Consider the following 10,609-nt stretch of genomic DNA (forward strand, 5'->3'; position numbering starts at 1 on the left):
ACGACGCTTACCATTCCTGGAGGCGATGTGTTGGACCCCGGTACCCCGGTTGTCGTTCAGTTTGTTGTTTCTTGATCAGACGAGGACTAACGGATGACCCGGAGGTCCTCTTTGCATTTTTATTTGGAATTCAGGGCGATTTTCTCGATCAGTTCCTCACCTTCGTTCCGTACATTTCCGACCGATCCGGGCACGGGATAGGAGTACATGTCCTCTGCCTCGTAAGGCCGCAGCAGCCCCTGCAGCAAGTCCTTATCGGACACGCCGGGATCCAGCCAGATGTTCAGCTCTTCCTCACCAAGAATAACGGGCATACGGTCGTGGACCTTCTTCGTAAGGGAATTCGGCTTTGTCGTTATGATGGTGCAGCTCGTGATCAGCTCGCCATCCGGGCTTTTCCAATCATCGTACAGGCCGGCAAAAGCAAACACGTCTCTCGATTTCACCCGGAACCGGTAGGGCTGCTTATGCTCGCCTTCATGAGTCCACTCGTAGAATCCGTCTGCCAACACGACCATTCGTTTCTCAGGAAAAGCGGACCGAAATGCCGGCTTGCTGTCAGTCGACTCCGCACGGGCATTAAACGTATGGTAAGCCATCCTTTTCGTCTTGGCCCAGAACGGAAGCAGCCCCCAGTGAAACCCCTGCAATATCCGCTTTCCATGATCGCTTCGAACGCCGGCAACCGTTTGGGTCGGGGCTATATTATACCGTGGGGTTATTTCATATTGGACATCATCGATGTCAAATGGCTGGACGAGATCCTCTTCTTCAACCGCCAATGTATACCGTCCGCACATGTCATGTCCTCCTTACTTCATCTCCGTTTTCTTTTTATTACCCAAAAAATGAGTGCGGCACAAAATGAAACGAAGATACCGCGGCGGCGTATTATAGATCATTCAAACAGAAATGAGGTTAACGCCAATGCGTTATTTATTATGCTTTCTTCCGCCGCTGGCCGTTCTGAGCTGCGGTAAATTGGGACAGTTCATCTTAAGCATCATCCTTACATGTATCGGCTACATTCCGGGCGTCATTCATGCGATGCTTGTGGTTCATTCATACAAAGAAGATCAACGGGCGGATCGGATCGTACGGGCGATTCGGGAGCAGCATCGGTAAAACGAGGGTCATTCTTATAATATAGAACTGGCGTCTGATATCCATTAAAGGTCACCAAAGGTGGGGGCCTTTTCCTTTATATAGGATTCAACTATGTTATTTTCACCCAGCCGTTTTTTTTGCAACAAAAATTAACATGCAGCCCACTTTCCTGTATAATTAAGGAAAAGTTGCGAGGTGTAACCCATGAAGCGTTTTTCCTTAGGGGATAAGATCCTGATTTTTTTTCTGCTCGGGTTGGCGGCGCTGTTTATCATCAGTTTCTTTGTGGTGCGTTACATTATCCAGCATGTGTCATTTGCTCCGTAAGCAGGCAGCCATTGATTTAAAAGGAGCGGCCCTATGAAAAATATGAGGTACAATCAAATCGAACGTTATGCGGATAAATCCGCCTGGCTTTTGGATGTGCTGCTGTATCTCCCTCGGTTACTTATAAAATTGCTCAGTTGACTTGCTTATCCCGGAACGACGGCTGCGTGATCCCGTTCTATCCATAAAGGAGTCGATACATATGCCGGTGCTGATCATGGGAATCGTGCTTGCTGCGATTGGCTGGTTTGCCAGAAAAAAGCCGGAATCGTGGTGGTTTCGAAGATTCGGCGAGGATTGGGATGCGGAGCTGAGTGAAGATCGGCGATGGTACCTTCGCTTTGCCGGCATGATTCTTATGATCTTCGGTGGACTGCTGTGTTTGGCAGGTGTGTTCAGTATTTGAGAATGACAAAAACCCTCTCTGATTCCAGAGAGGGTTTTCCTCGTAAGCTAAGCAGAAGCAGCTTACAGTGTCAGGCCGCCGTCCACAAGGACGATGGAGCCAACCATATAGCTTGACCGGTCGGATGCAAGGAAGGAGACCATTTCGGCCAATTCCTCCGGCTGCGCGTAGCGGCCGATCCGCATATTGCTGACTTCTTCGGGCATATAGCCGCCCGCTTTGAACTGTTCTTCCACGCTTTGGGTCAGCGAGGTCTGCACGCCGCCAGGGCAGATGGCGTTGACCCGGATGCCTTTTTTCACGTATTCCATGGCTGCCGACTTTGTCAATCCGATCACCGCATGCTTGGTTGCAGAGTACACAGACACGCTGTGCTCGCTGCGGATGCCGGCGGTCGACGCCGTATTGATGATCGAGCCGCTGCCCTGCTTCTCCATCACTTTAAGCACATATTTCAGCCCCAGGAAGGCACCCTTCATGTTAACGGCAACGAGGCGGTCGAACTCCGCTTCTTCCACGTCGGCCAGCAGTGAAAATTTCTGGATGATGCCGGCATTGTTGAAAAAGGCGTCGATCCGGCCATAGGTGTCCACGGCGGCATTGACGTAGCGCTGCACGTCTTCGCTGTTGGATACGTCCGCCTGAACGAAGATACCTTCGCCGCCCTGGTCCTGAACCACCCGCAGCGTTTCTTCGCCGGTTTCGCGGTTAAAATCGACCAGCACGACTTTGGCCCCGTTAGCGGCCATTTTTAAACTGCTGGCTCTGCCGATGCCGCTTCCGGCGCCGGTGACCAGCACGATTTTATTTTCCAATTCCATCGTACATTCCCCCTAATCGTTAATCATGATCTGTTCATTGACCATTGTACGAGGGTTTGATCGGCAATTATTGTACTTTTCTACGCTTAATTGTATTATTTTAATGTAAAGAAACCGTTATCATTTATGCCGGCAAAAAGGGGGAGCGTCATGCGGTTCGCATTGGAAGAAATCAAATACGTGTGCCACCATCTGCATGAGGCTCATGGCGTGTCTGTATTTTACGTCAATACCCGCGGGCAATTTGCATATGAAAGTCCCGCTGCGAGCATCCGCCAGAGCCCGTATTATGTTCCGCTTCAGGAGCAGATCAGGGAACATGCAGTAAACGGCGGACAGAAGAAGATTCCGACCTTTTTTCCATCAACAGGCTGCATTTTTTTCGAATCGGCCTGCAGCATGAAGAAGCAGCCTTGGGGCAAATTGTGATTGGGCCCTGTCTCGACGCCGGGCTGGACGAAACGCAAATCGATTACATCACGGAGCTGATGCACGAATTTTCCAACGTCCGGGTGCTGATTGAGTTTTACCAATCCCTGCCGGTTATTGGCCCGGAGCGTTTTCGTTCCATGAGCCTGTTGGTTTACAGCCTGCTCTACCAGGAACGGTTGGACCCGGCACAGATCGTTGAGACCAGCGGCGAGCAGCCACCGGAGAATCAGCCGACGCCTACGCCGGATCTGGAGATTTCGCGGGAACGGATGAACCTGATTTCCCATACGAACCTTTCGCATGAGCGGGTGCTGCTGGATTATGTCCGCAAGGGACGCACCGATAAAGTCCAGGACGTCGTCCGTTATTCGCTGATCGGCGAAGACGAGCTGGGCAAGCTGTCCAGGCGTAGCCGGATCCGCAGCGAGAAAAACCTGATGATCACCGGCGTGGCCTTGATTTGCCGGGCGGCGATCGAAGGCGGGCTGAACGAGGAGATGGCCTTTACGCTGAGCGATTACTATATTCAGCAGCTGGAGGAGCAGGAAAACCTGCAGGCGATATCCAAGGTGATGACCGAGGCGGTTTTCGCGTTTACGGAACGGGTGTCCAAGGTTAAGGAGCAGCAGTATTCGTCGACGATTACGGCCTGCCAGCACTATATTTCCGACCACCTCTACGACGACATTACACTCGAGCAGCTGGCGAAGCTGACCTATTTGAGTCCCAACTACTTATCCAGCCAGTTCAAGAAAAAAGTAGGTGTCTCCATCAGCGAATATATCCAGCGCGAAAGAATCGACGAGGCCAAGAAGCTGCTGACGCTGACGAAATACAAGGTTTCGGACATCTGCTCGTGGCTGAACTTTAACGATCAGAGTTACTTCAACAGGGTGTTTAAAAAAATGACCGGCGTGACGCCAAAACGGTACCGGGAGGAGGGCTCAGCCGGGCGAGCGGCGGAATAACGAGAAGAACCAAAAGAACGAAAACCGGAAGAACCAGAAGAACCAGAAGAACCAGAAGAACCAGAAGAACCAGAAGAACCGAAGTTCCCTGGTTAACAAAGAGAAACGCAGCCTTGAGTTCCTTTGGCGATTCATATGCTGCTGTCTAAGGACAACAATGAAAAGATAAACAAGCTTCCAGCAGGCGAGTCCTGCAGGAGGCTTGTTTTAATATTCCATGATTTGGCGGTTTGACAATACGTCTTTTCCGCCCTAGAATTATACCCATAGGGGTATACGTATAATACCTCGATCAATGATCAATACAAATCCGGATCTTACTTTATAAGGGAGGTTTACAAGCATGGCGGAAATATCGGTAAATGTCACTTTGGACTGCAAAGGTTTGTCCTGCCCGATGCCTATCGTCAGAACCAAAAAAGCGATGGACCAGCTTGAAGCGGGACAGGTCATCGAGGTGTTGGCCACGGACCGGGGGTCTTTGGCGGATATGCAGGGCTGGGCCAAAAATACGGGCCACCAGTACCTGGGGACGCTCGAAGACGGGGAGGTGCTGAAGCATTACCTGCGCAAATCCCGGCCGGAAGAGCTGAAGGAAGCGGCGAATTACCCGCACACCGCTACCAATGAAGAGCTTCAAAGCAAGCTTGCAGCGAGCGAGGCCTTGGTTATTCTCGACGTGCGGGAGCCAGCTGAATATGCGTTTGGCCACATACCCGGGGCGGTATCCATTCCGCTGGGGGACCTGGAGGCGCGCCTTTCGGAGCTGGATCCTGAAGACAGCATTCATGTAGTATGCCGCACAGGATCGCGCAGCGATCTGGCATGTCACCTTCTTGCCGAGCATGGATTTCAGCATGTAAGCAACGTCGTGCCCGGCATGTCCGCATGGACGGGACCAATTGAAAATCAATAAAACCAAAACCAAAAACCAAATTCAAAAATTTACGGAGGTATGATCCATGAGTACAAAAGTAGCGATTATTGCCAGCAACGGCGGATTGTTTGATGCCTATAAAGTGTTTAACATTGCCACGGCGGCCGCAGCCACCGAGGCGGAGGTTGCCGTCTTCTTCACATTCGAAGGCTTGAATTTGATTCACAAGCAGGCCCACCAACAGCTGCCGCTGCCGGCCGGACGCGAGCATTTCGCCGAAGGGTTCCAGAAAGCTAACGTTCCGGGCATTCCGGAACTGGTCGCGATGGCGCAGGAGCTTGGCGTCCGGATGATCGGCTGCCAAATGACGATGGACGTCATGAATTTGACGAAGGAAGACTTTATCGACGGGATTGAAGTCGGCGGAGCGGTGACCTTCCTCGACTTTGCCAAGGATGCCAACGTCACCTTATCTTTCTGACAAGGAGGAATCTTTGATATGACAGCTTCAGTGAATACGAATCCGGGCGTCATGACAGCCAAGGAGCTGACACGGCGGATTTTGGCCAAGGAAGAACTGTTGATTTTGGACGTGCGCAATGAGAGTGACTTTAACGACTGGAAGATCGAAGGGGAGCGGGTAGAAATCGTCAACATCCCGTACTTCGATCTGCTGGACGGTGTTGATGAAGCCCTTGCCCGACTGCCTGAAGGCAAAGAGGTTCTCGTCGTGTGCGCCAAGGAGGGATCCTCCCAATTCGTCGCTGAACAGCTGGCTGAAGCGGGCAGAACCGGCGTGTCCTACCTGGAAGGCGGCATGAAATCCTGGAGCGAGCATTTGGAACCGGTCCAGATCGCCGAATTGAACGGCGGGGTGCGCTGTATCAGTTCGTGCGGATCGGAAAAGGCTGTCTGTCTTATATGGTGGTCTCCGGCGGCGAAGCTGCCGTTATCGATACGCCGCGCATGACCCAGGCGAACAGGGGGCGGTGATCAAGCATACGCTGGACACGCATCTGCATGCCGACCACATTTCCGGCGGAAAAGCGTTAGCCGAAAGCACCGGAGCGGCCTACTGGCTGCCGCCGAAAGATGCGGAGGAAGTTACCTTTTCCTATGAGCGTTTGGAGGAAGGCCGGGAAATGAACGTAGGAAGCACCACCATCGCAATCGAGCCGGTGTATTCCCCGGGGCATACGATTGGAAGCACGTCGCTGATTATCGATGGGAAGTATCTGCTGACCGGCGATATTTTATTCGTCGAATCGATCGGCCGTCCAGACCTAGCGGGCCAGGCGGAGGATTGGGTGGACGACCTGCGGAGCACGCTGTACAGCCGGTATAAAGGGCTGTCCGAGGACTTGATCGTCCTGCCGGCGCATTTCGGCAAAATCTCCGAGCTTGGTGAGAACGGGAAGGTAGTGGCCCGGCTGGCGGACCTGTTCCGTCACAATCCGGGGCTGAACATTCAGGACGAGGAATCGTTCCGGCGCACCGTTACGGAAAATCTCCCTCCGCAGCCTCATGCATACCAGGATATCCGGCAGGCGAATATGGGCAAAATCCATCCGACCGAAGAAGAGCAGCGCGAGATGGAGATCGGGCCGAACCGCTGTGCGGTTCATGACAAGTAACCAGCGTACGAAATGCGCGGGCAGCCTGTTTTCACTAAGGATGCTTAGGGAGGAGAAAGGAGGGAGGACGCCATGGCGGATATGATGCTCTACGCTGTCATGCTGCTGCTGGGTCTCGTCGGATCGTTCTTCTCCGGACTGCTCGGCATCGGCGGGGCGATCATCAATTTTCCCCTGCTGCTGTATGTTCCGCCTATGCTGGGATTGCCATCGTTCTCCGCACACGAGGTTTCCGCGATCAGCATGTTCCAGGTTTTCTTCTCTTCACTGGCCGGCGTGCTGGCGTACCGGTCGAAGCCCGATCCGAAAGGAGGGGCGGTCCACAAAGGCCTCGTCATGTATATGGGGGGAGGCATTCTGGCCGGCAGCCTACTCGGCGGACTGACCTCCGGTTCGATGGACGGAACGGCTATCAACGTGATTTACGGCATTTTGGCGGTACTCGCCGTCGTCCTCATGCTCATTCCGAACCGGGGAACGGAGAGCCGGTCTGAACCGCTAACGTTTAACAAAACCGTAGCCGTCACGGCGGCTTTTCTGGTCGGTGCTGTTTCCGGCATCGTGGGTGCGGGCGGATCGTTTATACTGATTCCGATTATGCTAACAGTGCTGCGCATTCCCACCCGGACGACGATCGCTTCCTCGCTGGCCATCGTGCTGATTTCGGCAGTCGGCGGAGTCATCGGCAAAATCGCGGGCGGGGGCATTCCGCTCGGACCGACCGTCTTTACCGTCCTTGGCAGCCTGATCGGGGCTCCGCTCGGATCGAGAATCAGCTCCAGGATGAACGTGACACTTTTGCGGTATGCGCTGGTGGTGTTGATCGCCTTCACGGCTGTGAAAATATGGGCGTCCCTGCTGTGAGAAAGATCGGGTGGAATAAATTTCAGTGCGGCAGCGGGATCCGTACCAGTGTAGTTTTGTATTTTTTTGCTCTATAATATACCCATACCGGTATATCGTTAGAAAAGGTGGGATCCTGACATGGATTACAATTACACGGATGAAATGAAAACACGTCTGCGCCGCATCGAAGGGCAGATCCGGGGCGTGCTGCGCCTCATGGATGAAGGAAAATCGTGCAAGGAGGTCGTCTCCCAATTGTCTGCCGTGCGCAACGCCTCGGATAAGGCAATCGCCCAGATCGTCGCGGAGAACCTGCAGCAGTGCATCTTGGCGGAGCAGGCAGCTGGAAACATGGACACCGGAAAAATGGTGAAGGAAGCCGTGGAGCTGCTGGTGAAAAGCCGGTAAACCCTGGCATTTGACAACCCCGGAGGAAATCAATATACTTTGCTTATCCATTTGAATATTCGGAATATACGCGGAAAGAGCGAAGTAGCGGGAAGTCCCTGTTCTCAGAAAGCCGGGGGTCGATGCGACCCGGCAACACACGGTCCTGACGAATTACACTCTGGAGTATCTTGGGTAATGCCAAGCGGAATGGCCAACGTTATATGCGCCGTCGAGTGGTGCAGCATGCCTTGAATGAGGCGGCCCTGCGCAATGTGGGTGGTAACACGGTTATTACAATCGTCCCTTAGGTCTGTTTCAGGCCGGGGGCGATTTTTTGCGTTTCCCGGCTTCATGAGGAAGCCTTGCATCCGGGAGAAGCCCGCCTCGATCCATGTATAACCGATTTTTAGTCCCATATATCATGAACAAGCAAAGGAGCTGGACAAGGAAATGAACATTATTGACGAACTGGAGTGGCGCGAGGCCATTAACCAACAGACGGACGCGGAGGGACTCCGCCAATTGACGGAGGAGAAATCGATCTCCCTGTACTGCGGCGTCGACCCGACCGGGGACAGCATGCACATCGGGCACCTGATCCCGTTTATGATGCTGAAACGGTTCCAGCTGGCCGGACACCGGCCGGTCATTCTGATCGGCGGCGCCACCGGAACGATCGGTGACCCGAGCGGACGCCAGTCCGAACGCACGCTGCAGACGATGGAACAGGTGCAGGCGAACGTGGACGCCCTGACCGCCCAAATGAAGAAGCTGTTCCTCACTGAAGGCGACAACCAGCTGCGCATGGTGAATAACTACGACTGGACGCATCAGCTGAACGTCATTGATTTTCTCCGCGATTATGGGAAAAACTTCAGCATCAACACGATGCTGGCCAAGGATATCGTCGCCAACCGGCTCGAAACCGGCATTTCGTACACGGAATTTTCCTACCAAATTCTGCAGTCGATGGACTTCCTGCACCTGTATCGGGAAGAGGACGTCCAACTTCAGATCGGCGGCTCCGACCAATGGGGCAACATTACGAGCGGCCTGGATCTGATCCGGAAAAAGGAAGGCTCGGAAGCGAAAGCATTCGGCCTGACCATTCCGCTTATGCTGAAGGCGGACGGCACGAAATTCGGCAAAACCGCCGGCGGCGCCATTTGGCTCGATCCGAAGAAAACGACGCCGTACGAGTTTTACCAGTTCTGGGCGAACACGGACGACCGCGACGTCGTCAAGTACCTGAAGTACTTCACCTTCCTGGACAAAGAAGCGATCGACGCTTTGGCGGAAAAGGTGCAGACCGAGCCGCACAAACGCGAAGCACAGATTACGCTGGCCGAGGAAATGACCCGGTTTGTCCATGGTGAAGAAATGCTGGCCCAAGCTAAAAAGATCACCGCTGCGCTCTTCAGCGGCGACATCAAGTCGCTCACCGCGGACGAAATCGAGCAGGGCTTCAAGGAAATGCCGACGTTTGAAGCTTCGAAGGAACCCAAGAACATCATCGACTGGCTCGTCGAGGTCGGCATCGAGCCGTCCAAGCGCCAAGCGCGGGAAGATCTGAATTCGGGAGCCATCTCCATGAATGGTGAGCGCGTCACCGACGTCGAACTGGAAGTAAGCGCCGACCATGCCATCGAAGGCCGGTTTATCATCATCCGCAAAGGCAGAAAAAATACCATCTCGTGAAGCTCTCCTAGTCTCCGGACGTTTTTTCGGAGTCAAGAGCTGCGTCAGAACGTCAGACGGGATCTATCACAAAAAAGGCTTTCCTGCCGTCCATGGGGACGAAGGGAAAGCCTTTTTGCCGTACATTCCGACCTACGTGAACGGTAGTCGCCGTAAGCGGCAGAGGGGCTGTGTTATGCCTTTTCCTCAACCGGACGCTCAACGTGAAGCGGTGGAGGAACAAGCCAGCCCTTCTCCTTGTTCATACGCAAAATCCGCACGCCAAGGGCGGTTTTGGTCGTATGGTATTTGGCGAATAATGCGCCGATGTCCTCGCGGATAGACATGCCCATAATCGCGCTGCAGGCAGTCAGTCCCGCGGCGGTGTCGGCTGCCAGCTTGGCGCCGATTTCCTGGTCCATAAAGCGGGCCCCGGGCGGTATGTCCTCCAGATTGACGGCCGGTCTGTCGGCCATAATCGGCGCGGGGACGACGCCGTTGTCGGTCAGTAGCTTGTCGCATTCCTTGATTTCGGTCTTGGCTTGGTCGATCAGGTCCTCAAGAATTTGTTTGAGGTCTTTGTCTCCGGCATGGTTCAGATATACCTGATAGCAGGAGACGAGTCCTTTGGCCATCATGGAAACTTCCCATAAATTGAAGACTTCGCCGTAATGCATCGGTTGGTGTTTCGGATTTCCGTCGAGAATACCCATCGATTTCATTCTCTCCTTAGTTTTAGGTAGGGCAGTACCGTTACATTATGAGCAATTCCCTTCGGTTTCATGTACGCAGCCGAAGCTTGTAGCTCCGCTATATTGCATATCACGAGTCGCCGGACCACGTTCCGATGACCGACTGGCACGATACCGAACCGACCGGCAGATGAGTTTCCAGCACGGAGCGTCGTTGGCGGATTGTATATCAAGCTGCTGAAGAATCAGGGGCTTTCGCGCTGACTTTTCGGCTAAATTGAGTGTAAGCCCTTTAATTATGTGTGCTCCCATTGTAAAATGGTGGACAAAACCATATGACAAGGGGACGATCGAATGAGCACAGCAGCAAGCAGGCTGCCTGACAGCAAGCAGCGCATACCACTATGGGAGGATGTTCCGCTGGGACAAAGC

General features: G+C 53.5%; 12 protein-coding genes and 1 pseudogene. 10 read left to right on the forward strand and 3 right to left on the reverse strand.

From position 1 onward, the window contains the following. Positions 1-119: 119 nt before the first annotated feature. The gene (locus CPT76_RS04720) at positions 120-800 is read right to left on the reverse strand and encodes an SOS response-associated peptidase (RefSeq protein WP_105442088.1); all 681 of its coding nucleotides are present in this window, start codon (positions 798-800) and stop codon (positions 120-122) included. Positions 801-927: 127 nt separating this feature from the next. Here CPT76_RS04720 and CPT76_RS04725 point away from each other — a divergent pair, with 127 nt between their 5' ends. After that, positions 928-1,125 (forward strand): YqaE/Pmp3 family membrane protein, encoded by a 198-nt coding sequence (locus CPT76_RS04725; protein ID WP_076174899.1) that lies wholly within the window; start codon positions 928-930, stop codon positions 1,123-1,125. A gap of 511 nt (positions 1,126-1,636) precedes the next feature. Then, complete coding sequence (locus tag CPT76_RS04730) at positions 1,637-1,840, forward strand: DUF6199 family natural product biosynthesis protein (RefSeq protein ID WP_105442089.1); 204 nt, start codon at positions 1,637-1,639, stop codon at positions 1,838-1,840. A 62-nt stretch (positions 1,841-1,902) separates the two neighbouring features. Here CPT76_RS04730 and CPT76_RS04735 read toward each other — a convergent pair whose 3' ends face one another. Beyond that, the gene (locus CPT76_RS04735; RefSeq protein ID WP_105442090.1) at positions 1,903-2,661 is read right to left on the reverse strand and encodes an SDR family NAD(P)-dependent oxidoreductase; all 759 of its coding nucleotides are present in this window, start codon (positions 2,659-2,661) and stop codon (positions 1,903-1,905) included. A gap of 150 nt (positions 2,662-2,811) precedes the next feature. Here CPT76_RS04735 and CPT76_RS38960 point away from each other — a divergent pair, with 150 nt between their 5' ends. The 8 genes and pseudogenes from CPT76_RS38960 to tyrS all read left to right on the forward strand — a co-directional run bounded on the left by CPT76_RS38960 (position 2,812) and on the right by tyrS (position 9,506). Next, positions 2,812-3,090, forward strand: a complete 279-nt coding sequence (locus CPT76_RS38960; RefSeq protein ID WP_258168080.1) for a hypothetical protein — start codon at positions 2,812-2,814, stop codon at positions 3,088-3,090. Then, positions 3,075-4,061 carry a helix-turn-helix domain-containing protein gene (locus CPT76_RS04740; protein ID WP_258168081.1) on the forward strand — a complete coding sequence of 329 codons (987 nt, stop codon included), beginning with the start codon at positions 3,075-3,077 and terminating at the stop codon, positions 4,059-4,061. Before CPT76_RS38960 ends, CPT76_RS04740 begins: the two co-directional genes overlap by 16 nt. Before the next feature lie 343 nt (positions 4,062-4,404). Next, positions 4,405-4,977, forward strand: a complete 573-nt coding sequence (locus CPT76_RS04745; protein ID WP_105442091.1) for a sulfurtransferase TusA family protein — start codon at positions 4,405-4,407, stop codon at positions 4,975-4,977. A 46-nt stretch (positions 4,978-5,023) separates the two neighbouring features. Beyond that, on the forward strand, positions 5,024-5,419 hold the full coding sequence (locus CPT76_RS04750) for a DsrE/DsrF/DrsH-like family protein (RefSeq protein WP_105442092.1): 396 nt from the start codon (positions 5,024-5,026) through the stop codon (positions 5,417-5,419). A gap of 18 nt (positions 5,420-5,437) precedes the next feature. After that, a pseudogene (locus CPT76_RS04755) lies at positions 5,438-6,572 on the forward strand (MBL fold metallo-hydrolase). A gap of 72 nt (positions 6,573-6,644) precedes the next feature. Then, complete coding sequence (locus CPT76_RS04760) at positions 6,645-7,436, forward strand: sulfite exporter TauE/SafE family protein (protein WP_105442093.1); 792 nt, start codon at positions 6,645-6,647, stop codon at positions 7,434-7,436. Between the two features lie 120 nt (positions 7,437-7,556). Continuing rightward, the gene (locus CPT76_RS04765) at positions 7,557-7,826 is read left to right on the forward strand and encodes a metal-sensitive transcriptional regulator (RefSeq protein ID WP_076174880.1); all 270 of its coding nucleotides are present in this window, start codon (positions 7,557-7,559) and stop codon (positions 7,824-7,826) included. 432 nt (positions 7,827-8,258) lie between these two features. After that, positions 8,259-9,506 carry a tyrosine--tRNA ligase gene (gene tyrS / locus CPT76_RS04770; RefSeq protein WP_105442094.1) on the forward strand — a complete coding sequence of 416 codons (1,248 nt, stop codon included), beginning with the start codon at positions 8,259-8,261 and terminating at the stop codon, positions 9,504-9,506. A gap of 173 nt (positions 9,507-9,679) precedes the next feature. Here tyrS and CPT76_RS04775 read toward each other — a convergent pair whose 3' ends face one another. Beyond that, positions 9,680-10,198 carry a DUF3231 family protein gene (locus CPT76_RS04775; protein WP_105442095.1) on the reverse strand — a complete coding sequence of 173 codons (519 nt, stop codon included), beginning with the start codon at positions 10,196-10,198 and terminating at the stop codon, positions 9,680-9,682. Positions 10,199-10,609: the final 411 nt, after the last annotated feature.

This window comes from Paenibacillus sp. AR247, from assembly GCF_002968895.1.
Taxonomy (GTDB): domain Bacteria; phylum Bacillota; class Bacilli; order Paenibacillales; family Paenibacillaceae; genus Paenibacillus_AQ; species Paenibacillus_AQ favisporus.

What these genes read in the sequence shown, in the direction of transcription:
- CPT76_RS04735 (WP_105442090.1), bottom strand. Translation starts at nt 2,661, where the DNA reads ATGGAATTGGAAAATAAAATCGTGCTGGTCACCGGCGCCGGAAGCGGC.
- CPT76_RS04745 (WP_105442091.1), top strand. Translation starts at nt 4,405, where the DNA reads ATGGCGGAAATATCGGTAAATGTCACTTTGGACTGCAAAGGTTTGTCC.
- CPT76_RS38960 (WP_258168080.1), top strand. Translation starts at nt 2,812, where the DNA reads ATGCGGTTCGCATTGGAAGAAATCAAATACGTGTGCCACCATCTGCAT.
- CPT76_RS04725 (WP_076174899.1), top strand. Translation starts at nt 928, where the DNA reads ATGCGTTATTTATTATGCTTTCTTCCGCCGCTGGCCGTTCTGAGCTGC.
- CPT76_RS04760 (WP_105442093.1), top strand. Translation starts at nt 6,645, where the DNA reads ATGGCGGATATGATGCTCTACGCTGTCATGCTGCTGCTGGGTCTCGTC.
- CPT76_RS04720 (WP_105442088.1), bottom strand. Translation starts at nt 800, where the DNA reads ATGTGCGGACGGTATACATTGGCGGTTGAAGAAGAGGATCTCGTCCAG.
- tyrS (WP_105442094.1), top strand. Translation starts at nt 8,259, where the DNA reads ATGAACATTATTGACGAACTGGAGTGGCGCGAGGCCATTAACCAACAG.
- CPT76_RS04750 (WP_105442092.1), top strand. Translation starts at nt 5,024, where the DNA reads ATGAGTACAAAAGTAGCGATTATTGCCAGCAACGGCGGATTGTTTGAT.
- CPT76_RS04765 (WP_076174880.1), top strand. Translation starts at nt 7,557, where the DNA reads ATGGATTACAATTACACGGATGAAATGAAAACACGTCTGCGCCGCATC.
- CPT76_RS04775 (WP_105442095.1), bottom strand. Translation starts at nt 10,198, where the DNA reads ATGGGTATTCTCGACGGAAATCCGAAACACCAACCGATGCATTACGGC.
- CPT76_RS04730 (WP_105442089.1), top strand. Translation starts at nt 1,637, where the DNA reads ATGCCGGTGCTGATCATGGGAATCGTGCTTGCTGCGATTGGCTGGTTT.